We start from the raw sequence: 23,806 nt of genomic DNA, 5'->3' as shown, positions 1-23,806 counted from the left end.
CCCTGTGGACCAGTTGGTCAAGCCCGGACGTGGTCGCGGACTGCTCGATGTCTACGGTGATCGCTTCCTGTTGAAGCTGCTGGTACGCAAAGAGATAAAGATCCGCTATCGCGGTTCGGTGCTTGGTCTGATGTGGTCCTATGTCAAACCGCTGATGCAGTTCATGATCTACTTCATCGCGCTGGGTATTTTCCTGAATCTTGAGCGGGGGACACCCAACTACGCGATCTATCTCTTTTCGGGCATTGTGCTGGTTAACTTCTTTACGGAGTCATTGTCCAACGCCACCCGGTCGATAGTGGACAACCGCGACCTCATTCGGAAGATCTACCTGCCGCGGGAGCTGTTTCCAGTCGCAACCGTGTGGGTGTCAGCCGCCCATTTCCTGCCTCAGTTGTTGGTACTTATTGCTGCCTGCCTGGTTGTCGGGTGGACACCGTCAATCGTGCAGATATTGGCGGCGGTCCTGATCTTTGTGATGGTGGCGATCCTGGCGACCGGCTTGGGCCTGATGTTCGGTGCTGTCAACGTCTACTTCCGCGACTCCGAAAACATCGTGGACATGATCGTTATGGTTGTCACGTGGGCTTCGCCGGTTCTTTACGTGTGGACCATGGTCCAACAGGTTATGGGACCGTGGTTTTGGGTTTATCAGCTCAACCCGATGACAACCGCCGTCGAAGTTTTCCACTGGGCTTTTTGGGAGCCGACCCTGAAGGCGAACCAGCTCGTGGGGGATACCATGCCCCCGGATCTCTTGAGCTTCTGGCTTCCGGTTTCCCTGGTCATGTCTGTGGCAATCCTGTTCCTTGGCCAGCTGATGTTCCGCCGGCTTTCCGTCCACTTCGCACAGGAGCTCTGAAATGACGTCCCACGGCCACGTTGCCATCAGCTGTATTGGCGTCCGCAAGCAGTTCGTCCTGCGGCACACGCGCTCCCTGAAGGAGGCCTTGGTCTGGCTTGTCAGGGGCCGCAAGGGAGATCTGTCGAAGAAGTTCCAGGCGTTGAACCACGTCTCCCTTGAGGTCAAGCAAGGCGAAACGGTTGCCCTGCTGGGCCTGAACGGTTCCGGTAAATCCACCCTCCTGAAGTTGATTTCCGGTGTGCTGCAGCCTGACGCCGGCACGGTGCGGACCCGGGGGCGGGTCGCCGGGCTGATCGAGGTCGGCGCGGGCTTCCACCATGACCTCAGCGGACGTGACAACGTTTATCTCAACGGTGCGATTCTGGGCATGTCGGAAAAGCAGATCGATGAGATGTTTGATTCCATCGTGGAGTTCTCGGAAATCGGTGAATTCATTGACACCGAAGTGAAGTTCTACTCGTCGGGTATGTACCTGCGTTTGGCATTTTCCATCGCGGTGCACACCGACCCGGAGGTCTTCCTCATTGATGAGATCCTTGCCGTCGGCGATGAGCCGTTTCAGCGTAAGTGCATCGCGAAGATCCAGGAGTTGGCCGAGAAGGGCAAGACGCTCTTTGTGGTGAGCCACGACCTGGATTTGGTGGCGACGGTCTGTGAACGCGGGGTGCTGCTCGAACACGGCGAGGTCGTGATGGACGCAGAGGTGCACGACGTCGTTGCGGAGCTCCGGCGGAGATCAGCCGTGGCCTAGCGGCCGTGTGGCATTCCACCTCGGGCCGGCGTCGAATAGGATGGGGCGGAAACGGGGAACGTGCCCCGTACTGGGGGATACGGGAGCGCGATCGATGACAATGTTGGGACCAGAAAAACAACGGGACCGATGGGCCGGGAGCCGACGCCGCACTGCAGTGGCGAAGGTCCGCAAGACCGTGGCGGTAGCTGTGGCCGGCGGCCTTTGCCTCGTTGGTATGGCCCAAGGGCCGGCAGTGGCGGATACCGCCACGGAAACCGTTACTGTGACGCCCACAGCCAGCCCCTCGGCCACAAAGCCGGGCCCGTCTGCATCGGGTACGTCACCGGCGCCGACACCGCCGGCTGACCCCCCACCCGCCGCTCCGTCGCCTACTTCGACAGCAGCACCAGCCCCGCCAACAGCCTCGCCGGAGCCGACGGCGACCCCGGCCCCCGTGGCTCCGAGCCTGGAAGTTTCCGATCCGGCCGCAGCGGCCGCCGCAGTGTTTACAGTGCCCGGGCCCATCGGTGCCGAGCATCAGAGGCTCGGTGGTGACTCCGGGGCGGTTGGCCCAGCCACCGCAGCGCAGCTTTGTGGCTTGGCCAACGGCGGCTGCCTGCAGACATTCGCCCACGGCACGATCGCGTGGAGTCCGGCAACCGGCGCCCACCTGATGGCCGGGCCAATCGAGGCGGCGTGGGTAAAATACGGCGGCGTCGGAGGGAACCTCTCCTATCCGAGTGAGGACCGCAAGTGCGGGCTGCAGGCCAACAGTTGCCGCCAGCAGTTCCGCGGCGGCTCCCTTCACGACGTGCCGGGTGTGGGCACGTTTCCTGTCTGGGGCGGGGTCAGCATGCGGTATGAAGGCATGGGCGGCATTGCCGGATATCTTGGCTACCCGCGCGAGGCTGAGGTGTGCGGTGTTCCTGCCGGGCACTGCGTCCAGCACTTCCAGCGAGGTTTGATTTACTTCGGGCCCGGTGGAACCTGGCCGATTTGGGGAGCCATCGGGGGCACTTTTGAAGGTCTTGGCGGCTCGTCGGGCTATCTCGGCTACCCGGTAGCTCCCGAGCAGTGCGGTTTGCCGGGCAACGCCTGCCTGCAGAAGTTCCAGCGGGGAACCATCTACTTTGTGCCGGGTGCGGGGACCTTTCCGGTCTGGGGCGGTATCCAGGGCCGCTATGACGCATTGGGCGGCAGCGCCAGCTACCTCGGCTACCCGGTGGCCAACGAAAAGTGCGGACTGCGTGGCGGGGGATGCTCCCAAGCATTCCAACGAGGCAGTATTTACTTTGCCATCGGAGCGGGGACGCAGGCAGTGTGGGGCGGGTTGGGTCTGTACTATGCCTCGAGATACGCTCAGGACGGCGTCCTCGGCTATCCCACTACCGGTGAAATGTGCGATTCGGGCGGAAATTGCCGGCAACTGTTCCAGTTCGGCGAACTTCAGTGGGTCACCGGATACGGAGTCAAGTTCATGCCGGCCACTTCGGGGTATTGTCCGGCGCTCAATACCGGCACGGTGAAGTACGCCACCGGGGGAGCATCACGAGTATCTTTCGCGATCGCTGCCGACTACCGGGCCACGCGGGTCAACTTCATCACTTGCGTCCGCCAAGCAAGCGGCCAGTACACCACCGAGTGGGGTGCGCTGGGCTCCGCGGGCGAGTCGGGCTTCGCCGGACCCGGGTATGCCACCGGTCCGACCTGGCAGAAGTACTCACCTACGGGAAGTTTCACCGTGACCGAGGCTTTCGGATTGGGCAACCCCGGTACCAGCCTCGCCTACCGGACCCTGAACCCATATTCGCGCTGGGGCGGCCAGCTCAACGGCAACTACAATAAGTACTTTGAGTCGAGCGGCGACGTTTTCCCGGACGAGAACATGTGGTACTACGCCACCAGGCCCTCGAGGGATTACCGCCAGGGCGTCGTGATCAACTACAACCGTCCGCCGGACTCGCCCATCGTAATGAACGCTGGCTTCGCCATCTTCCTGCATGGCAACAACGTTCCGACGTGGGGCTGCATTTCACTCAATGACGGAGACCTGCTGCAGTTTATGCGAACGGCGAATCCCGGTGACCGTTTCGTCATGGGAGTTGCAAATGACATCTTCAATTAACAGCCCCGGCAAAAGTGCATTGCGCCGGTGCGTGCTCCTTATGGTGGGCGGCCTCCTGCTGTCGTCCTGCACGGCTGGACCGGTTACCGGTTCCGGGGCGACTGCGTCCGGAGATGCAGGACGCCCACCCCCGTCGCCGGCGGGCACTTCCGACGTCGGACCCGGCACGGAACCCACGACTCACGACGGCCGTACCGTGCTGCCCGCCCGGCCTGAGGATTGCAGTTCACCCGGAGTCGTTGGCATCAGGGGTGTCCTCGGAACTGTCGCCGATCAGCTTCAACTGCCCATCGCCAAGGTATCCTCCAAAGCGGGTCTGGCCGACGTGACCTGCACGTTCGCCCTTGCGCCGATACCGGCCGGTCAAGTGCCCGAGCCTGGCAACTCGTTGCTGATTGCCACAACGACAGCCAATGACGAAGTGGCCTTCAAAAAGCTTGAGCTACCCCGGCTTATGATGGAGCCAAAACCCGTGTCCGGGCTCGGCAGCAAGGCCTGGTACTCACTGAACCGGCTCAGCGATTCGACCGAGTATGTGCTTGAGGTTGTGGACGGACTGACCGTGACAAGGATCTCACTTGCGGTTCCCGCAGCTGCGGCACAGGTTGACGGGATGCAACAGAAGTTGAGCGCCGTCGCTGCGTTGCCCTAGTCGGCGACGGATGTAGCCCCTACATAACCGCACAGGCAGTGAGTTCGTAGAGTCTGGCTGCGCCTTGTGCGAAAACGAGCTTCACGGCCTTGGATTCCGCTAGATTTTCCAGGCCGGGGAATCGGTGGCTTCCGCCGTGGACTTCCTGAGATCCGAAGTCCAACACGTAGCGCACGCCGGTCGCCTTGGCGGCATCGCAGACTGCCGGAACGGTGTCGGCGTCGCGGAGCTCGGCGTTCAGGAGCTCAACAGCTGGCGAATTGGCAGTCAGGACGTGCTTTGCAGTGGTCTCCCGGTCAGCTAGGGCGTACGCCATGGCGGCGCCGGTCCAGGGATTAACTGCGATGACGGATCCAGCGGGGACCAGTTCCGGGAGACGGTCAATCAGTGCCTGCTCATCTGTGGAGACAAGCGGTGAGTCCCGGGATTCCTGGTAGTTTGCGCGGGCCGAGCGCACCGCGGCAGCAGTCGAGGGCAGCTGGGACGCTAGTGCTGCTGCGGCCACGACCACAGCAGCGCTGGCCCACAGGACGGTTCGGGTGCTCTTCGGTGTCACACTGCGGCCGTCAACAGTTGCGGACGCCCGGTGGCGGTGCAGCACGCTGCGCAAACGGGTGGCTATGGCGTCAGCGCCGAGTGCAGTAAATGGGACCGCAGTCAACGGCAAGAGCGCGGCAAGCCGATAACTGTCGTTGTACCAGACCCCTGTTATCCGGCTCCTGAAGTCGCTGATTGGTGTCCCGGAGACAATCACGAAAAGGACTGCCGTGATGCCGAAGCAAGCCAGAATCCAGGCGTGGCGACTGCGGCGCAAGGACAGTGCCAGTCCAAGGACCATCAGCACGCTCAGCGCGGGAGCGACGGGACGGTTCATTGCAGAGTTGGTCATCACCTCGAACCCTGCGCCAAGCGCTGACTGCACCGGGCCCCAGAAGGCGGCGTCCTGCGGGGGGCGGATGTATTTCCAGAGCACGAGGAGCAGACCTGCGAAAACGACCAGGCCCAAGCTGGCCGGCACCCGGCCTTGGGTCCCCTTCTTTCTGCCGATATAGCGCCGCCAATAGGATTGTGCGACCACCGGAACGGAAAGAACCAGCAAGGACATAACGCCGTTGGGATGAGCCAAGGCCACCCCCGGAATCAAGAGCAAGGGCAGGCCGAAACGTGCCCACGCAGAAACGTGGAGTTCAGTGCCGAGGCCGAAGAAGACGGCGACTGCGCCGAGAGCGGCAGGCAGCATGCAAACCGAAAGGAAGTTCGGATAAAGTACCCCAAAGTCCAACAACATAATGGGAAACGCAGAAAAGATACCTGAGAGTACGGCGGCAGAGGCGATTGCTATCGGCCTGTTGCCGGCCACAATCCGGGTCAGCATCATGCAGCCCAGCGGCCACATAAACGCGGCGATGGCCATGTTGAGGACGTTGACGGCCACCGGTAGCGGCGCCCCGGTCAACTGGATGAAGGCCGCAGCGAGACCGTGCCAGGCCGCGGGGTAGAAGTAGGGGGCCGCGCCTCCGCTGGCCATTGATGACATCGTCAGCGACGAGGCGCTGCCCGTTTCCAGGACGTAGCGCACGCCGTTGAGGTGGAAGACGTTGTCGAAGGTCTGAGAGAAGCTGGCCGGGGTAACAAAGGCAACAGCCAGCTGAACGAGGATCAGGCCTGCGCCGAGGGCGAAGGAAGCCGCCAGCCAGACGGACTGGCGTCCGGGTTGGAACTTGAGAGCCAACTGTTCGGCCAGTGTGCGGTCGCGGCGGAGCCACCGAAGGCCGGCCAGGCCAAGTCCGAGGATGACCCCGCCCAGCAAGATGGCCGCCGATGACCATTTGATGCCGAGATAGGGCAGCGCCACAGCCAAGACGGCTGCGACCGCGACGGTGATCGGCGGGGCCGCGGCGACGGCTAGAAGTCCACGAAGGCCAAGTCCAAACGAGACCAGGCCGCCCGGAAGAATGAGAAAGACGGCGGCGGCGAGGATGAGGGGGACAGTTTCAAGCCAACTCAAATGGACAACCGCAAGTCGGGGTGTTCGAGGACTAGGCCAGGGGCGGGCATATCAAATCGACTGGTCCAGCAGTCCGAGCAGGTAACTGCCATACCCACTCTTGATGAGGGGCTCGGCCCGTTCGCGCAGTTCGTCGTCGCTGAGGAAGCCATTGCGCCAGGCGATCTCTTCGGGTGCGCCGATCTTGAGGCCCTGGCGGTTCTCGACCGTCCGGACAAAGTTCGAGGCATCACTTAGGTCGTCGAACGTGCCGGTGTCCAGCCATGCCGTGCCGCGGGGAAGGATTTCCACTTGCAGCTTTCCGCGCTCCAGGTAGGTGCGGTTGACGTCGGTGATTTCAAGCTCTCCGCGGGGGGAGGGTCGCAGGTTTTTCGCTATGTCGATGACATCGTTGTCGTAGAAGTAGAGGCCGGGCACGGCGTAGTGGCTTCGCGGCTTGGCCGGCTTTTCTTCGAGCGAGAGGGCCTTGCCGTCGTCGTCAAACTCGACAACGCCGTAGGCCTTGGGGTCCTTGACCCAGTAGCCGAACACGGCGCCACCGTCGATATTGGCGTGCCGGCGCAACTGCGTACCCATGCCTTGGCCGTAGAAGATGTTGTCCCCGAGAACGAGGGCAACGGTGTCGTCTCCGATATGGTCGGCACCCAGGATAAACGCCTGCGCCAGGCCGTCGGGGGACGGCTGCTGGACGTAGGTGATGCTCACCCCGTACTGCGATCCATCGCCCAGGAGCCGCTGGAACTGCTCTGCATCGTGGGGGGTGGTGATGATGAGGATGTCCCGGATCCCCGCGAGGATAAGGGTGGAGAGGGGGTAGTAGATCATCGGCTTGTCGTACACGGGCACGAGTTGCTTGCTGATGCCGAAGGTGATCGGGTGCAGCCGCGATCCGGTTCCGCCTGCCAAGATTATTCCACGCATTTATCAATCCTCCCGTAATGGCGGCGCCACAGCAAATAGCGCACCCTTTTATCCGCTGGCGGTCGGCCCGGACCGGTGAAGCGGTTAGCGGCCGCCGTGTAGAATTAAGTGCCCGCACATATGACGAAGGAAGCCCGGACTTGAGCAGCGTTGCACTTAAACCCCAAGCGATTCCGGCCCCTTCACTCGGGAACCGGCTCGATCCGCGGGGCAACAGCCTCAACCTCATCCGCCTGGTCTTGGCCCTTGCTGTGCTGTTTGCCCACAGCTGGCACATCGTCGGCGCCGGCAACGGCCCGGGGTTCCGCGGCGAAAACCTTGGCGGGTGGGCCGTTGCGGGCTTCTTTGGCATCAGCGGTTACCTGATCACGGCGAGCAGGTTCAGCAATAGGATCGGCTCGTATCTGGTTCACCGTGCGGCAAGGATCTTCCCGGCATTCATCGTCTGCCTGGCAGTGATGGCTTTTGTGTTCGCGCCCATCGCCTACGCAATCCAGCACGGCTCCCTGCGTGGATTCCTCTCCACACCAACCACCCCGCTGAACTCCATTTTCGCGAACCTCCCGCTGCGGATCGTGAGCTATGACGTGGCGGGAACTCCAGCCGGCGTGCCCTACCCGGGGGCATGGAATGGTTCGCTCTGGACGCTCTACTTCGAATTCATGTGCTACTTGCTCATTGCTGTTGTGGGATTCATTCCCCTGGCCCGGAAGACACCTTGGCCGGTCGTTACGGCATACGTGGCAAGTGTGCTCCTGTGGGCAAATATCGCCTCCATCAAACCGTACATGCAGTCGAACCTCGACTTTGAGTTGGCCGCCCGGCTTGTGCCTTACTTTTTGGGCGGCGCGGTGGTTCAAGTCCTGAGCTCACGCATCGGGATTCACCGCGTCGCAGGCCCGGTCTCGATCGCCATTGCTGGGCTGTCCATCTGCTTCGTCGACGGATATGGCGGGCAGCTCGCAGCGCCCTTCATTGCCTACGGCTTGCTGTGGATCTCTACGTGGCTGCCCCAGCCATCGCTTGTCGCGCGGCACGATGTCTCCTACGGGGCATATATCTATGCCTTCCCGGTGCAGCAGTTGCTGGCAGTCTTTGGTGCGTATCACTGGGGCGTCTGGTGGTTCACCCTCGCTGCCACACTTTGCACGATTCCGTTAGCGGCGGCGAGTTGGCTTTTCATTGAACGTCCGGTGATGCGGCGGGCCAGGAAAAGCAGCTAGGGCCGCAGCTGGCTTGTCCATTGGTTCTTGGGCAAGCGGCAGCGTTATGTGTGCCGCATGGTGCAGGCTTTAGGACAGCTTCTTGCCGCTCTTGGCCCTGAATCCGTCCGCGATCCCGTCCAATGCACTCGCGATCCGCGAAAATCGCCCGGGGGCGAGGAGCGTCACGATGGCCAGGTGCCGGTAGTCGGCCAAGAAACCCTTGATGGTCCAGAGCGGGTAGTGACGGCCGTATTGCCGGGCCAGCAGAATCCTGTTGCGGAAGATGTAGTAGTAACGCCAGGTTGCCGCCGTCCGGACTTCGAGGACTCGGCCGCCCAAGGACAGGCTCCTCCCGAATACCCGGGCCGGGACTTTGTTTCCCAGCGCGTGCCGCAGTGAAGCTCCGGGCGCTAGGGCCACCGCCAAACCGTGGGTGCGGCATCGGAGATAGAACTCGCTGTCTACTCCATCGATGAAGAGACTGGCCTGCAGGAGGCCCAGGCGTTCGATGACAGGGACCGGGACGAGGAGTCCGGACTGGATCGGTTCACCGCCGAGCTGGACACCGTGCCGGACAGGTCCACGCCGAACCGGCAGGCCGCGTACCGAGCCCGGAGCAACCATTCCCACCGGCACACCCGAGGCCGAGGCGGCGGCGGCGGTCGTGAGCAGTTCCTGCACGTAGCCCGCGTCCAAAAGGGAGTCCTGGTCCATGGTGAGGATGAAGTCCGGTCTCGGTGTGGCCGCGAGCGCCGTCGAAATTCCTGCGTTTAGCGCTGCCGCAATGCCTGAATTCTCGCTCAGCCGAACCGCGACGCAACCCATCGCCTCCAGCTCCGTAAGGAGCCTGGCCGGGTCCTCTGGACTCCCGTCGTCAACCACAACAACCCGGTCAACTTGGGGGAGCAATGCTGCGGCGTTGGCCAGGACCGCCTCGGTTGGGTTGAACAAGGAGATCACGGCGGTGGTTGTGCGCACAGGTACGCCGTCCACCTCAGGCAGGTTTAACGTCGGGCTGCGCATCGATCCAGGTCGCCAGCTGGTCGATGCCCTGCGCGAGGTTGAACTTCGGAGACCAGCCGAGCACTTCCTGCGCCGCGGAGATATCAGCCCAGGCATGTCGAACGTCGCCCTGCCGGTATTGGCCCGTGACGTGTGGCTCCGGCGCGTTGTAGTGCTCAGCTATCAGGTTCGCCGCGGTGCCAATTGTCTGGAATTCTCCCGACCCGATGTCCATCGGTTCGCCTTGGACCGTGGCTGAGACGGCACCAGCCACTATGGCCGAGGCAACGTCGTCAATCAGCACGAAGTCGCGCCGGACCTCCCCGTCCTCATAGAGCGGAATTGATTTTCCGCCCATTGCCATCCGGCAAAAGAGGCTCATGATGCCGGTGTACGGGTTGATCAGCGACTGTCCCGGTCCGTACACATTCTGCAGCCGCAGGATAACGGTTTCGACACCATAGGACTTGGACCAGGCTTGGAGGATATGCTCCTGGGCCAGTTTCGTCGCGCCGTACACGCTGACCGGTGCAGGGAAGGTCTCGGATGCCTTCATGGCCAGGGGAGTGGCGCCGGGGAAATCCCACTGGGACTGATCCAGGGTGGCGCTCATGCGCTGTCCCGGGTAGAAGGGTTTTCCTTCCGCGTCCTGCCAGGCGCCTTCGCCATAGACGGCGCGGCTGGAAGAGAGGACGATGCGGCGCGGCAGTTTGTGGTGCCTGTTGAGGCCATCCAGCATCTGGGAGGTGCCCACTACGTTTACATGGGTGTGGCGGGTGGACTCCTCCAGGGATTGACCGGTTCCGGTCTCCGCTGCGAGATGGACGATTACGTCCGGCGACACATCCTGCAGGACCTGGTCCCAAGTGGCTGCTTCAGCGACATCAGCCACAATAAGTTCGGCGCGCAGGTCCAGTTGTTCGGGACGCAGGCCGGATTCGTGGATCTGGGGATGCAGGTTATCAACGACGACGACGCGGTCGAAGGCCTCGGCCAATGACGGGGAGATGGCGCAGCCGATAAAACCAGCTCCGCCGGTCACTAGAACGGTGCCGCCCGGACGGACGGAAGTTGAGGCAGAAGTCACTGGGGACCTTTCTTAGCGGGCAGGTTATTTGCCGAAAGCATGGCGGGCGAGGGCCTTGATTGCAGGGGTGTTCCGCGTGATTGCGGCTTTGGGAATCAGGTAAACGGCGTGGGCCCGGGACGTGACACGCAGCCGTGCAGACCGCGCCGCCCGGTGCCAGCCGAGTTCTTCGGCCTGGATGGCCGCTACTTCGAAGTATTCACGCTCGCCGGCGAACCTCGAACCGTCGACCAGCTTCGTTGCGGAAGCGCTGTTGGAATGACGGCGGTACCGGAAGCACAGCGTCGGTTCGATCAGCAGCTGATGCCCTTGGAAAATCATGTCCATGACCAACGCGAGATCCTGGATTATCGGGAAGCCTTCGCGGAATTCCACCTCCCGGATCTTGTCGGTCCGGAATGCCAGCGACGGCCAGTAGAGCCAGTCGCCGTGCATCAGGTTGCGTGCCATGGCCTCGCCCGAAACGACCTTGCAGCCACGTCCCCTTGGCTTGACGAGCTGTTGTTTGACGGTATCGGCCAACGTGGTCACAACACGGCTGTTCTCGTCGATAATCTCCACTCCGGGCTGGATCACCGCGGCGTGCGGATACCGTTTGTGGGCCTTCAGTATGACGTCAACGTAGTTCGGGAGGAGGACGTCGTCGCAGCCCAGAATGACCATCACGTCTTGGCTCGCGAGTCCGACGCAGGCACGGTAGTTCTCCGTGATTCCCTCGTTGTGTTCCTTGCGGATGTACTTGACCCTGGGATCATCGATATCAGCCATGTAGTCCCTGATCTCCAGGGTGGGGTAGGCGTCATCGATCACGGTCAAGAGCCAATCCGGGTTCTCCTGCGCCAGCACGCTCTCGAGGGTTTCAATCATGTAGGCGGGCTCGCCCCAATAGGGGATGAAGATGTCCAGTGGCATTTTAGGAATCGGAGCTTTCAGTTGAGGGTTCGCCAGCAGGGACCGGCGATGTTCGGGAGTCGTCCGTTGTACTGGCGTCGCGGTGTGGGGGCAGGCCCGGCTCTAGCGCGGACAGCGCCTCGACTTGGGACCGCAGGATGGCGACTTCTTCCGCCAAGGTGCGGGTTTCGTCCTCGACAACCGAGATCTCCCAGGACAGGTGCAGGCAGACTCCCAGGAGCATCAGGATGCTCATGGTGAAGAGCAGGTTGGAGGGAAGCTGGACCCCTACAAACTCAGCGACGATGTTTAGGAGCCTCGGGAAGGCAGCCAGGACAAGTGTGGCAACTCCGACCACCAGCCAAAGGACGGCGTACTTCTCCCGAAGCTTCTTGCGGCGAAGCATTTCGACGACCAGTGCGACGATTGCCAGAGACAAGAGAAAGGCAGCTATGTTGCCCAAGGCTAGGTTCCTTTCACACCGTGCGTCGGCACGGTTACATGGGATCGCTTGCGCGTCAACGCAAAGAGCAGGGCAAAAACAGACCGTCCCAAATAGACCGCAGCCTGGGCCGGGTTATGGCTGGGCTTCCCGCCTTGCCGGGCGCGCATTTCCACCGGGACTTGGGTGACCCTGCATCCGGAGCGTACGGCGACGACAAGGGAATCAATGGTGTCGCCAAGATATTCAGCCGGATAATGATCAAGGTACTGGCTGATGGCGCGTTCGTTGCCGGCACGGAAACCGCTGGTGACATCCGTCAGACGGGTATTTGCGAGGGAAGAAATAACGCGGGCAAGGAATACCATCGCCCACTTGCGCGGGCCGCTGACAGTGTAGTTTCCCTTGTCCGCAAAACGGGCTCCGATGGAAATATCTGCATGCTCGAGGCCGGCAAGTACTTCTTCGATGTTCTTTGGATCGTGCTGGCCGTCCGAGTCGACCTGGATGACTTGGTGGTAGCCATAGCGGCGCGCGTATTTGAAACCGGCTCGCATGGCTCCCCCCACACCGAGGTTGAAGGGCAGATGCAGCACTGTAGCGCCAGCTGCCGCGGCCAACGCCGCGGTGTTGTCTGTCGAGCCATCGTCGACTACGACGACGTCGTAGCGGTTGCTGGTAGTCAATACCTCGCGAACGGTTTGGCCGATTGCCTCGGCTTCGTTCCAAGCGGGCATGATGACCAGAACGCGTGGGGGGACAGTGGGTTCCATGGTGTCCAAACTATATCAATGTCGGGCGGACTCTATAGCCGGGGCGCTGGCAGGGCCGGCCGCCCCGCGCCGCGCGGTTCAGCGGATCCGGCGCTCAAGTTCTACCGGAATGCGGCCCGAGACACCTTTGGCGCCGTCCCAGAACCCGCGTGCCGCAGCGCGCAGAAGGGTGAGTCTGCCAGGGCTGAAAGCGAAACGAAGCAGGTGCGCTTTGAGTTCTTCGACAAGCCTGCGGGCCACCCATTTGGGTGCTTTCAGCGCATAACGCTTGGTGAGGATCGTGCCGTTGCGGCAGATGTAGTAGACCCGCCCCGGCGAGTGGTAGTTGTATGAGAGCATCGTTCCGCCGATCCGCACCTGACGTCCGAAGAGAGTGCCGGGACGCCGCTGGCCGAGGTCGTGGTCGATGTCACAGCCGGCACCCACAAGCACGTCCAGTCCGGCGGTGCGCGAGCGCACTGTGAACTCGGAATCGACGCCGTCGATAAAGAGGCCCTCGTCGAACGCGCCGACCCGGTCGATCGTCGAGCGCGGGATCACGAATCCCGATTGCATGGGGTCGAATGCATGCAAAAAGCCATCGTGGCTCGGGATGGTGGGTACCGCATGGCCGCTGTAAGAGGCCGCGCAAACGAAGGCAACGTCAAGGCCTTTTGCCTTCGCGTCGGCGTAGGTTCTGTGGGCGAGCTCCACGTATCGATCGGTGACCAGCGAGTCCTGGTCCAGCGTCAGGAAGAACTCCGGCGCCCACTTCTCCGAGGCGGTCCGGATCCCCGTGTTGAGGGCAACCGCAATACCTTGGTTCGTCCCCTGGTGCAGCACCGTGGCACCCTGCTCGGCAAGGCGGGCGAATACTGGTGCCGAATCCGCAGGAGACCCGTCGTCGACGACGACAATGTGGTCCAGCTGGCCTCGAAGCCGCCGGATGGCTTCGACCAAGGACTCGGGCGGTGAGTAGGCGGCGATCACGGCAGCCGTGCGGCCTGGTTGGTCATTCGAAGGCATGGTCGGATGCCCTTTCTCTACGTAGTAGCTTGAGGCCCGGGATCAGCAGGGCAACGAACAGCACCGCTTCACTCAGGGCCATGCCAAGTGCGATACCAGGCGCATTTCCGTTCGCGCCGGCATAGATCATGGTGGCGACCCCAACGACGGCTGAAATCAGGGTCCAGCGCAGGACCTGTGACTGGCGGCCGGCCGGAATCAGCAGATTGCGGATGAACGGGGTGCTGGCGCTGAGGAACACGAACGCCAGTCCGTAGTATGCGCAGAGCTCGGTGCTCGCCTGCAGCTTGCCGGCGAAGAGCAGGCTGCTCGCGAATGGGCCCAACACCGTAAGGATGAGCGCTCCGAGGACCCCGAGTCCGGCGTGCGCCCAAATGGCAGCAAGGTGACGGCGGGCAGGGTTCGTTGCACCCCTTTCAATGGTCCAGCCTTGAAAGGCATTTCCCAGTGCCACGACCGTAAAGAGCCCGAACCGGTAGAGCGTGTCTGCGGTCGCCAGGCTGCCCGAGGCCTGCGGGGCGGTGGTGGCGGTGGCGATGGGGGCCGGAGTCGACGCATAGGCGTTGCCTGCCAGGCTGATGCCCGCTGTTTTCGCCTGGGTCTTGAGTTGGCCGAAGGATTCGCGCAGGTCCGCTGGCAACCACTGGCCACCTGCAGAGTAGCGCCGGTGGAAGCCGACGAGGGCCAGGACCGTCGCTACCGCGAGGAGAATGGTGTAGTACCAGAGCTGGTGGGTCAATAGCAGAACCGGCGCGGCCGCCGCGGTGGCGACGAAGCGTGGCACCGTGTCATAGAGGGCCAGTAGCCGGGGTTGCCCGACGCCGATGCAGAACCACGCAGGCGACAACCCGGCCAGGGCGACAGCCCACGACATTGCCACCGCTTCGTAGCGGAAGCCGGGTACGGCGACCGCCGCCGCCACGATTCCGGCGCTCGGCATAACGAGGATCATCAGAAGGAGCCGCGTGCGCATGCTCCGCAAGTAGATTTCACTGCGCTCGTGGCTGCCTGCGGCGCGGGCTATGGCGACCGGTCCGTCAACATTCCAGCCCCACAGCAGGATGGTGGCGGCGAACGTGCCGATGGCTTGACCAGAGATGACACTGGATATGCCCTCGGCGCCCACGACGCTTGCTATCACCGGAAGGAGCAGCAGGGGAGTGACTAAGGACAGAAGGGGGAGGATCGCAAACCCGGTCAGGCGCAGCAGTACGGTCTTCATGCGTGGGCGGGTCCTTGTCGGTCTGGAAGTCTGCCTCGATCTTACGGGACTTCCCTCACGGGACGCCGCCTGCACCAGCTCCGGCAGATCGAGGTCGCTTAGGATGAATTGACGGGGTTGCCGTGGTTTCCCGTCGGCATTGTGCCCAACCGAGCGAAGCGAGTCCATGAGTTCTTTACAGCCAAACAATGTGGCCGCCGTCCGCGCGAGCGTGTGCATGGCCAGCTACAACGGCTCGGCGTACATCACCGAGCAGTTGGCTTCCATCCTGGAGCAGCTGGGACCGACGGACGAGGTTGTCATCGTTGACGACGCGTCTACTGACGGAACCCGAGACGCCGTGCGGGCGTTCGGTGACGACCGCATTCGGCTCCTTGAAGCGGCGTCAAACCAGGGATACGTCAGGTCCTTTGAGCAGGCGGTCCTGGCCAGCCGCGGGTCACGTATCTTCCTGGCGGACCAGGATGACATCTGGATCGAAGGCCGTCTTGAGCTGATGCTGGCGGCGTTGGACAAGTATGCGGTTGTTGCGAGCAATTTCGACGTGCTTGGCGGTGGTCCGCGCCCGGCTATTGCCCGACTTCGAAGTGCCGACTCCAACCGCCGCGGCCCCAACCTGGCCGGCATCCTGATCGGCTACCGGGCTTACTACGGCTGCGGCATGGCCTTTCGTCGGGAGGTCCTAGGACTATTTGCTCCCGTTCCACGGTATTTGAAAGAGTCCCATGACCTGTGGCTTGCGATCGGCGGAAACGTCCTTGGCTCGATCGGCCACCTGGACGAGTCGACGCTGCTGCGTCGAATCCACGGCGCGAACGCGACTCCGGAAGGCTGGCGCTCCCTCCGGGTCATCGCGTCCGCGAGGCTGGTCCTTTTACGGCTGATGGGGGAGGCCCTGCGGCGCACTGCGGGGCAAAATCGCGCACCGAAGTAGCGCGCTCCAATGCCCTGATCGCTGGAGCTTTTCGGTTGACGGTAAGCTGACTGAATGCAAAAACTCCTTGTCACCGGCGGCGCCGGCTTCATTGGTTCCAATTTTGTCCACTATGTAGTTGAGAACACAGACGATCACGTGACCGTCCTGGACAAGCTCACCTACGCCGGCAACCTGGATTCGTTGAAGGGCCTTCCGGCGGGGCGTTTGGAGTTCGTCAAGGGTGACATCTGCGACGCGGACCTGGTCGATGGGCTCGTGGCCGAGGCCGACGTTGTGGTCCACTACGCGGCGGAGTCGCACAATGATAATTCGCTGCATGATCCGCGCCCGTTCCTTGATACGAACATCATCGGCACGTACACGCTGATCGAGGCGGCCCGGAAGCACGGCAAGCGTTTTCACCACATCTCCACGGACGAGGTCTACGGCGACCTTGAACTCGATGATCCGGAGCGGTTCACCGAGAGCACCCCGTACAACCCTTCCAGCCCGTATTCCTCGACCAAAGCGGGCTCGGACCTGCTGGTCCGGGCCTGGGTGCGGTCTTTCGGGCTGCAGGCAACGATCAGCAACTGCTCGAACAACTACGGCCCGTACCAGCACGTGGAGAAATTCATCCCGCGCCAGATCACCAACGTGATCGACGGGATCCGTCCCAAGCTTTACGGCAAGGGCGAGAATGTCCGGGACTGGATCCACGCCAATGATCATTCCTCCGCTGTCCTGGCGATCATCGCCGGGGGCCGGATCGGGGAGACCTACCTGATCGGCGCGGACGGGGAGCAGAACAACAAGGACGTCGTCGAACTGATCCTCAAGCACATGGGCCAGTCCCCGGAGGCCTACGACCATGTGGTGGACCGTCCCGGCCACGACATGCGCTACGCGATCGACTCCGCGAAGCTGCGCGATGAGCTCGGCTGGAAGCCGCGCTTTTCCAACTTCGACGCCGGGATCGAGGACACCATTGCCTGGTACCGGGACAACGAGGACTGGTGGCGTCCGCAGAAGGCGGCCACGGAAGCTAAGTACACGGAACAGGGCCAGTAGATTATGTCGATCGAGTTCTCGAAAAAGCTCACCGCGCACGAAACCCCGATTCCCGGCGTCGTCCTCTACGACCTTCCGGTCCACGGCGACAACCGGGGCTGGTTCAAGGAGAACTGGCAGCGGGAAAAAATGGTGGCCCTGGGCCTGCCGGACTTCCGGCCGGTGCAGAACAACATCTCGTTCAACGAAAAGGCCGGAACCACCCGCGGCATCCATGCCGAACCATGGGATAAATTCATTTCGGTCGCCACCGGCCGGATATTCGGTGCCTGGGTTGACCTGCGCGAGGGTGCCTCATTCGGTGCTGTGTTCACGGCCGAACTCGATGCCAGCCAGGCCATTTTTATCCCCCGCGGTGTCGGCAATGCCTTCCAGACCCTGGCGGACAACACCGCCTACACGTACCTGGTCAACGACCACTGGTCCGCCGACGCCCAGGGCCAGTACACGTTCCTGAACCTCGCCGACGAGAGCGCCGCGATCGCCTGGCCCGTGCCGCTGGAGGAGGCCGAACTCTCCGACAAGGACAAGGCCCACCCGCAGCTAGGGGATGTCGTCCCGATGCCGCCGAAGAAGACCCTCGTCCTCGGCGCCGACGGCCAGCTCGGCAAGGCGCTGCGGGAACTCTACGACGGAGATACTTCCGTTGAGTTCGCCGGCCGCACCGAGTTTGACCTCGGCAGCGCGGACGCGTTTGCGGCCCGGAACTGGAAAAACTACTCCACGATCATCAACGCCGCCGCGTATACCGCAGTCGACGCGGCCGAGTCGGGCCAGGGCCGGGCCGCGGCTTGGGCGGCAAACGTCAGTGCCGTCGCACGGCTGGCTCGAACCGCCGTCGAGCACGACCTGGTTCTGGTCCACGTCTCTTCCGACTACGTCTTCGACGGCACCCAAGAGCTCCACACCGAGGACGAGCCGTTGTCCCCGCTGGGGGTTTACGGGCAGACCAAAGCCGCAGGCGACGCCGTCGTTTCCGTGGTGCCGCGGCACTACATCGTGCGCACCAGCTGGGTGATCGGGGAGGGCAACAACTTCGTCCGGACCATGGCATCGCTCGCCGGGCGCGGAATTGAGCCGTCAGTCGTGAACGACCAGATCGGCCGGCTGAGCTTTACCGAGGACATTGCCGCCGGCATCCGGCACCTGCTCGAAACGGGCGCGCCCTTCGGGACCTACAACCTCTCCAACGAAGGTGCTCCGCAGTCGTGGGCGGACATCGCCGCCGACGTCTACGAACTCTCCGGCAAGTCACGGGACGCCGTCACCGGGGTCAGCACGGAAGAATACTTCCGCGGAAAATCCGTTGCGCCCCGTCCGGTCAACAGCCTCCTGGATCTGGCAAAAATAGCAGCCGCAGGCTTTGTGCCGGCAACGGCGGCCGATCGTCTACAGACGTATTTGACGAAGGGATAACCCGCCTGCCCGCTGCCGGCTGAACAGCGGCCGGCTCCGGGCGGACGGGGCCGGTCACGCTAGCCCGTCGTGTCAAAATTGGGTGCAGAGTAGCCGTGGCGTAGTCTAGCCCTCGGACCGGCGGCCCTTTTGGCTGCGTCATTGGAACCAGCCGCAGGTACTTATGTCTTTGAAATCCGCGTTTGACCCCCGCTCTAATTCGCTGAATGCGATCCGGCTCGGGCTGGCCCTTTTGGTCATGGTTTCCCATTCGTGGGCTCTTGGTGGTGCCGGGGCTGAGCCAGAGCTCGGGGGCGCAAACCTGGGTACGTGGGCTGTCTTCGGATTCTTCGGAATCTCGGGGTACCTGATCACCAGAAGCAGGCTCTCCGGCCATTCCGTCCGCCAGTTCTACAGGGCCAGGTTCCTCCGGCTGTTTCCTGGTTTCCTTGTCTGTCTGCTCGCAGTCGCATTTGTCTTCGCGCCACTGTCGAGGCTGTGGGATCCGGCGGGCAGCTTCTCCATCGTTGACCAACTCGGCTATATCCTGCGGAACATCCTCCTCTATCCGCCGTTCCTCGGCCAGTACGACATCGGTTCAACGCTGTCAGCGGTGCCGTTCACTGATGTTTGGAACGGTCCACTGTGGACGCTGTTCTGGGAAGCGAGCTGCTACGTGCTCGTGGGGGTAGCGGCCAGCCTTCTGCCGAGGCGTGTGCTGGGTCCATTGCTGGCAGCGACGCTCGTCATCGCGTCGGTGGCAACTCTCGCGGCCGAGCAAAATCCCGTGGTGCCCCTCCTGATCACCAGGACGCTGCCCATGTTGGCTGCTTTTGCCGGCGGCGCCGTGATGTTCTTTTACGACGAAAAGTTCATTCGACGGTGGGCCGTCCCGGGCGCTGTGGGGATGCTCGTTATGTCCGTGCTGACACAGACAGCCACCACGCTGGCACCGTTGCCCTTTACTTACCTTCTCTTTGTCCTGAGCGCCATCATCCCCTTGCAGCGGGTCGGTTCCCGCTTCGACGTCTCTTACGGTGTCTATATTTACGGCTGGCCGGTGCAGCAGGTGGTGGCCTTGATCGCCGGCGACAGTCTCCCGGTGTGGGTCTTCGTTGGACTGAGTGTGGCTGCAACCGTTCCGCTGGCTTACCTGAGCTGCCGCTACGTTGAGCAGCCCGCCCTGGCCTTCAAGAATGGCAGGGCCGCCGCGACCGCGGTGGCCGCCGGCGGCAAGAACCGGGCCGGCTGACAAGATCGCCGAAGACAGTTCGCCACAGCCGCCGCCTGTGATCGAATCGACTGAACCGTTCGGCTAGGTTTCCAGTGTCGCAACAGGTGTGGGCAGCGGGTCGTGGTGCGGCGCCTGAGAGCCGTTGGCTTCCACAGCGGTGCCGGTGTGCGCAGCGGCAGCTGTTGCTGGCGGCTTGACGGTTACCCACCGGTGCAGGAGGATGGCAGCTGCCACAAGGACTGCCAGGTAGAGGACGGCCAGGGTGATCCAGCCAAAGGGCGGCTGCCATTGCGGTGCTTCAACCATGTCACGCCAGTTGGAGCTGTCCTGCAGGCCGATAACGTAGCGCCGCAGACCGTACATGAAGCTGTAAAAATGGCCAAAGACGAGCAGGGTTAACACGGCGGCGCTCGCCCGGCGGCCAACTCCGGCGTTTGCGACGGAGAATGACCTCATGGCCACTCCGCAGGCCGTGACCAGTACAACTACGAGGGCAAGGATGTAGCGGCCCTGCCAGATGAGTCCCACGTCCTTCGCCAGCGGGATCTGAAGGAGGGGCGGGAGCGCGATAACGGCCACCGTGAGACAGGCCACGGTCAAGCGTCCGGCCCTGTCCGCGACAGACCAGGAGATGAAGATCGAGCCGATGATGAGCGTTGCCCATACGGCAAGGACCCCTGCCGGCCCGGGGGTGTCCAGCCAGCCAAGGTAAGAAACATAGCCGACAGCGAAGTCGAAGGTCCTGTCCAACATGATGGTCGCAATTTGAGTTGGCGTTGCGTCTATGCCTTGGCCCATAAGGTTCTGCAGGCTGTTGGCCACACGGAGCCACACGAGGGACAGCGCGCAACCGATAGCTACGATTCCGATCATGGCCCAGCCGAATTTTTGCCGGAACAATGACAGCAGTGGCCGATAGCCGAACAGCATCAGCGAAGCCACCACAGCCAGGGCCAACCACAGCAGCGACGCGGCGCGCGTGTTGGCCAGGACGACTGCGGACAGAGTAGCCGCGCCGAGCGGGCCTTTCCAGGCACCGTTCGACTGGAGGCGGTCCCACGTAAGACACAGTGCGGCGAATACGGACATGGAGGTCGCGATTTCGAGGGCATTGGGATTCACCGCGCCGGAAAGGAAAAGCACCATGGGCGTCAGTGCGAACGACGCGACGAACAGCGGCAGGCGCCACTGGCGCAGCCCTGCCAGCGAAATCATGGCAATGGCTATAAAAGCAGCGCTAAGCAGCCCACTGACAATGCGCATCGCGTAGATGGCTTTGGCCCCGGACAGGAAAAGGCTCGGCAGGCCTGTAACTGCGTAGTACATGGGGTTGTAGTTCCCGGCGCTGGTGAGTGCCTTAACGATCGTTGTGTCCGACGTGACGGGCGGGCTGCAACCGGCGGAGACCAGAGACTTCCATGCGAAGCAGAAGGGGAGCCCGTCGGTTGCGGCAATGTAAGCAGGGACATCAACCTGGGACCGTTCCCCTTGGGCTGTGCCGGATTCACCCTGCAGCTGACCCCGAACAACCGAAGCCGCCTTGATAACGTGTGACTGCTCGTCCGGTACCGAAATCAGCGGGCTGGCCACGGACCAGAGGGTTGTCAGCAGGCCGACAACCGCAAAAACTGCGAAGAACCGCAGGAGGACGACGGGAAGTGTTCGGGTTTTCAAGGCAGGCAAGGAAGGCATGATTCTCTCTGGTACGGCGTCAAGTCCTACCTCACTCTACAAGCCTGCGGTGCTTGCGCGGCAGCGACGGCAAAACGTTCGCCAGCGTTCCTGGATGGACATTGCAGTCGCCTGGTCTAGACTGTTTTGGTGTCACTGGCCTAGGACGGTGCGGGCAATCCAACGAGTACGGGCGGTATTTTCGAATCATGCGGGATAGTTCCATGAGCCTCGTCCGGCGTATTCAACATTTTGTGCGCAACGGGCACCTGGTCAAATTCCTCATTGTCGGTGCGGCGTCCTTTGCCATCGATCTCGGACTTCTTGCGCTGCTGCACGAAGGTGCCGGTGTGGATTTGTGGATTGCGACCCCCGTGGCATTCCTTGCCAGCTTGGTGTTCAACTTCCTCGTCCAGCGAAAGTTCACCTTCCAATCTGATGAGCGAGCTCACGTAAGCTTCCTGAAGTACGGGGCGCTAGTAGTGTTTAACGTAGTCGCCACGGACATCATCGTGAACGTGGTTGCAGGCTCCGGACAGTCTTACGCAATCGGCAAGGTCATTGCGACTGTTGCCACAACAGGCTGGAACTTCCTGCTGTACAAGCACTGGATCTTCAGGGCGGCGCCAGTTGCGGACGACCATATCGACGTGACGGCGGCGGGGACACCCTCCGCCGCTCACGAACGCCCGGAGTAGACCTTACCGCTTAGCTCCGGACCACCCTTTCCGGCTGTCAGTCTGGCTGCCTGAAGCCGCGGACCCCTGCAAGCACGGGGAGAGCCTTGACCGACCCCGCGCAGCGCGGATTCCCATGAGTTCAACGAGACCCCTGGTCGCCGGCTCATCGTGGGATCGCAGCGGGCCAAGACAAACGTGCTGGGACTGCTCCCTCGGAGTATCAAGTCAAACGTGCTGGGACTGCTCCCGCGGAGTATCAAGCACGGGGTCCGGAGCGGGCTTCGCGGCGTTGTTGCCGTGGCGCCGCAACGGGAGCCCCGGCAGGCGTGCCAGGACGTAACCCGGAAAAAGATAGCCGTAGAGGGCCGACGCCCCCCGGTAGATCAAGGCTGCGTAGACAACAGTGAGCACGATCCAGCCAAATGGTGGCTGCCAGTCCGGATTCGTGAGCATCACCTGCCAGTTGCCGGAGTCTTTCAGCCCAACCACGTAGCGGCGCAGAATGTAGACAAACGTATAGATGTGGGCCGCTGCGGCGAAAATTATCAGGACACGGGCGATGCTCCGGAAGCCCGGCGCGGTTCCGAAGGCGCGGAATCGAACGGCCATGCCAGCCGAGATTATGGCGACCATAAACAGAGGCAGATTGTAGCGCCCCTGCCAGATATACCCCACGGAGCTGATCAGCCCGGCCTGGACCACGGCCGGCACAACGGCCAGGGCGGCCACGGAGATCCAGAACCCGACCGCGTTCCGCCGCGGCCGTGCAGTGAACGGTACAAGCAGCGCCAGCATCAAGAGCATGCTCCAGAACTGAATGACGGCCTGCGGAGCCGGGACCTCGAGCCAGCCCATGATGCCGATGTACTGGGGCACAAAATCGAAGGCGCGATCCATCATGGTCAGGAATGCCTGATGCGGCCTGACGCCGGCCACGAGGTTCGTAATGCCCTCGGGGGCTGCCGCGGTTGAACCCGGGGCAAAGAGCATCAGGACAATCCAGAGCAGGCCCAGTCCAATGCCCACTATCATCAAGCCCGCGGTGACCAGCACGGTGCGGTTCCGCAGAAGCCGGCCCAGGCTCCCGAACCCGAAGAAAGCCACGGCGACTACAAAGGCAACCAACAGCCAGACAAGCGAAACGTTCCGCGTGTTTGCCAGCACGGCAACGGAGATTCCGACCGTGGCAATTGCGGGTTTAACTTCTGACAGGCGTGCTGAGCTTTCCAGGCAAACGAGAAGTCCGCAAAACGCTGCCATGGTCGCGGCTACTTCCAACGCGTTCGGATTAATTCCGGAGCAGAGGAACAGCACCATCGGCGTTATGGCAACAGCGGCCGCTACAACTGGCCATTTGGGTTTTCTGAGCTTAGTCAAGGCAGTCAAGCCGGCCGCCAGGAAAGCGGTGCAAAGGAGGGCGCTGGCGATCCGCATGCCGATGATTGCGGGCGCACCAGTCAGGACGAGGCTGGGGAGGCCCACCAGCCAGTAGTACATCGGGTTGTACAGTCCGGCGGAGGTTACACCGATGGTCAGATAGTTATCGTCCATGGGCACAGCGGGTGCACACGCTGCGGTGACATCGCGTTTGAAGGCTGTGCACGTCTGAGCGGAGAGGTTGGCTATGTAGGAGGGAACCTGAACATGGACGCCGTGGCCAAAGGACTGTCCTTCCTGAACCACGAACTGTCCACGTGCTACCGCGGCTGCCTTGATGGTATGCGAGGGCTCGTCCGGATAGGCCATCAAAGGGGTGGCCAGCGACCACAGAGTGGTGAGTAAGGCAAGCAGTGTGAAGATCCGAATAAATGGTCCCAGCACGTGTTTGCGCCGTCCCCCGAGAGCTACCGGGGCAGATGCAGTGGCTCCGGGTGCACCCGGAATCGGCGCGGACGCCGCACGATTGGT

21 protein-coding genes are annotated in these 23,806 nt (G+C 62.3%); 10 read left to right on the top strand and 11 right to left on the bottom strand.

Annotation, left to right across the window (positions count from 1 at the left end; genetic code table 11):
* Window positions 1–4 precede the first annotated feature (4 nt).
* From QK287_RS14120 to QK287_RS14105, 4 genes are all read left to right on the top strand, one after another.
* Complete coding sequence (locus QK287_RS14120; protein ID WP_282360491.1) at window positions 5–862, top strand: ABC transporter permease; 858 nt, start codon at window positions 5–7, stop codon at window positions 860–862.
* A gap of 1 nt (window position 863) precedes the next feature.
* Window positions 864–1,616: an ABC transporter ATP-binding protein gene (locus tag QK287_RS14115; RefSeq protein ID WP_253032355.1), complete on the top strand. Its 753-nt coding sequence runs from the start codon at window positions 864–866 to the stop codon at window positions 1,614–1,616.
* Window positions 1,617–2,052: 436 nt separating this feature from the next.
* The gene (locus tag QK287_RS14110; protein ID WP_282360489.1) at window positions 2,053–3,723 is read left to right on the top strand and encodes a L,D-transpeptidase family protein; all 1,671 of its coding nucleotides are present in this window, start codon (window positions 2,053–2,055) and stop codon (window positions 3,721–3,723) included.
* Window positions 3,707–4,375, top strand: coding sequence for a hypothetical protein (locus QK287_RS14105; protein ID WP_282360488.1), 669 nt, complete (start codon window positions 3,707–3,709; stop codon window positions 4,373–4,375). Before QK287_RS14110 ends, QK287_RS14105 begins: the two co-directional genes overlap by 17 nt.
* Before the next feature lie 19 nt (window positions 4,376–4,394).
* Here QK287_RS14105 and QK287_RS14100 read toward each other — a convergent pair whose 3' ends face one another.
* Both QK287_RS14100 and rfbA read right to left on the bottom strand, forming a co-directional pair.
* Window positions 4,395–6,383, bottom strand: a complete 1,989-nt coding sequence (locus QK287_RS14100) for a DUF6541 family protein (RefSeq protein ID WP_282360487.1) — start codon at window positions 6,381–6,383, stop codon at window positions 4,395–4,397.
* A gap of 51 nt (window positions 6,384–6,434) precedes the next feature.
* A complete protein-coding gene (rfbA, locus tag QK287_RS14095; RefSeq protein ID WP_282360485.1) occupies window positions 6,435–7,304 on the bottom strand; it encodes a glucose-1-phosphate thymidylyltransferase RfbA in 870 nt (289 codons plus the stop codon).
* A 140-nt stretch (window positions 7,305–7,444) separates the two neighbouring features.
* Here rfbA and QK287_RS14090 point away from each other — a divergent pair, with 140 nt between their 5' ends.
* A complete protein-coding gene (locus tag QK287_RS14090; RefSeq protein ID WP_282360484.1) occupies window positions 7,445–8,527 on the top strand; it encodes an acyltransferase in 1,083 nt (360 codons plus the stop codon).
* A 69-nt stretch (window positions 8,528–8,596) separates the two neighbouring features.
* On the opposite strand, the gene QK287_RS14085 is transcribed toward QK287_RS14090, so the two are convergent.
* From QK287_RS14085 to QK287_RS14055, 7 genes are all read right to left on the bottom strand, one after another.
* Window positions 8,597–9,487 carry a glycosyltransferase gene (locus QK287_RS14085; protein ID WP_282360483.1) on the bottom strand — a complete coding sequence of 297 codons (891 nt, stop codon included), beginning with the start codon at window positions 9,485–9,487 and terminating at the stop codon, window positions 8,597–8,599.
* A 16-nt stretch (window positions 9,488–9,503) separates the two neighbouring features.
* Window positions 9,504–10,598 (bottom strand): NAD-dependent epimerase/dehydratase family protein, encoded by a 1,095-nt coding sequence (locus tag QK287_RS14080; RefSeq protein WP_282360482.1) that lies wholly within the window; start codon window positions 10,596–10,598, stop codon window positions 9,504–9,506.
* A 24-nt stretch (window positions 10,599–10,622) separates the two neighbouring features.
* Complete coding sequence (locus tag QK287_RS14075) at window positions 10,623–11,510, bottom strand: glycosyltransferase family 2 protein (RefSeq protein ID WP_253032364.1); 888 nt, start codon at window positions 11,508–11,510, stop codon at window positions 10,623–10,625.
* A 1-nt stretch (window position 11,511) separates the two neighbouring features.
* A complete protein-coding gene (locus tag QK287_RS14070) occupies window positions 11,512–11,952 on the bottom strand; it encodes a DUF2304 domain-containing protein (protein ID WP_282360480.1) in 441 nt (146 codons plus the stop codon).
* A 2-nt stretch (window positions 11,953–11,954) separates the two neighbouring features.
* Complete coding sequence (locus tag QK287_RS14065; protein WP_282360479.1) at window positions 11,955–12,704, bottom strand: glycosyltransferase family 2 protein; 750 nt, start codon at window positions 12,702–12,704, stop codon at window positions 11,955–11,957.
* Between the two features lie 78 nt (window positions 12,705–12,782).
* Window positions 12,783–13,709: a glycosyltransferase gene (locus tag QK287_RS14060; protein ID WP_282360478.1), complete on the bottom strand. Its 927-nt coding sequence runs from the start codon at window positions 13,707–13,709 to the stop codon at window positions 12,783–12,785.
* Window positions 13,696–14,931 carry a polysaccharide biosynthesis protein gene (locus tag QK287_RS14055; RefSeq protein WP_282360477.1) on the bottom strand — a complete coding sequence of 412 codons (1,236 nt, stop codon included), beginning with the start codon at window positions 14,929–14,931 and terminating at the stop codon, window positions 13,696–13,698. Before QK287_RS14055 ends, QK287_RS14060 begins: the two co-directional genes overlap by 14 nt.
* Before the next feature lie 166 nt (window positions 14,932–15,097).
* On the opposite strand from QK287_RS14055, the gene QK287_RS14050 reads away from it, so the two are divergent.
* From QK287_RS14050 to QK287_RS14035, 4 genes are all read left to right on the top strand, one after another.
* Window positions 15,098–15,865, top strand: coding sequence for a glycosyltransferase (locus tag QK287_RS14050; RefSeq protein WP_282360476.1), 768 nt, complete (start codon window positions 15,098–15,100; stop codon window positions 15,863–15,865).
* A 54-nt stretch (window positions 15,866–15,919) separates the two neighbouring features.
* Window positions 15,920–16,918, top strand: coding sequence for a dTDP-glucose 4,6-dehydratase (rfbB, locus tag QK287_RS14045; protein ID WP_282360475.1), 999 nt, complete (start codon window positions 15,920–15,922; stop codon window positions 16,916–16,918).
* Between the two features lie 3 nt (window positions 16,919–16,921).
* Complete coding sequence (locus QK287_RS14040) at window positions 16,922–18,334, top strand: bifunctional dTDP-4-dehydrorhamnose 3,5-epimerase family protein/NAD(P)-dependent oxidoreductase (RefSeq protein WP_282360474.1); 1,413 nt, start codon at window positions 16,922–16,924, stop codon at window positions 18,332–18,334.
* A gap of 163 nt (window positions 18,335–18,497) precedes the next feature.
* Window positions 18,498–19,565 (top strand): acyltransferase, encoded by a 1,068-nt coding sequence (locus QK287_RS14035; protein ID WP_282360473.1) that lies wholly within the window; start codon window positions 18,498–18,500, stop codon window positions 19,563–19,565.
* Between the two features lie 63 nt (window positions 19,566–19,628).
* Here the strand turns inward: QK287_RS14035 and QK287_RS14030 are convergent, their stop codons facing one another.
* Window positions 19,629–21,230 (bottom strand): DUF2142 domain-containing protein, encoded by a 1,602-nt coding sequence (locus QK287_RS14030; RefSeq protein WP_282360472.1) that lies wholly within the window; start codon window positions 21,228–21,230, stop codon window positions 19,629–19,631.
* A 197-nt stretch (window positions 21,231–21,427) separates the two neighbouring features.
* Between QK287_RS14030 and QK287_RS14025 the strand changes: the two genes are divergently transcribed.
* Window positions 21,428–21,916, top strand: a complete 489-nt coding sequence (locus tag QK287_RS14025) for a GtrA family protein (RefSeq protein ID WP_282360471.1) — start codon at window positions 21,428–21,430, stop codon at window positions 21,914–21,916.
* 207 nt (window positions 21,917–22,123) lie between these two features.
* Here QK287_RS14025 and QK287_RS14020 read toward each other — a convergent pair whose 3' ends face one another.
* The gene (locus QK287_RS14020; protein WP_282360470.1) at window positions 22,124–23,719 is read right to left on the bottom strand and encodes a DUF2142 domain-containing protein; all 1,596 of its coding nucleotides are present in this window, start codon (window positions 23,717–23,719) and stop codon (window positions 22,124–22,126) included.
* Window positions 23,720–23,806 lie beyond the last annotated feature (87 nt).

The organism is Arthrobacter sp. AL05 (genome assembly GCF_029960715.1).
In the GTDB taxonomy this organism is placed as follows: Bacteria; Actinomycetota; Actinomycetes; order Actinomycetales; family Micrococcaceae; genus Arthrobacter.
This window is presented reverse-complemented; position numbering and strand designations above follow the sequence as displayed.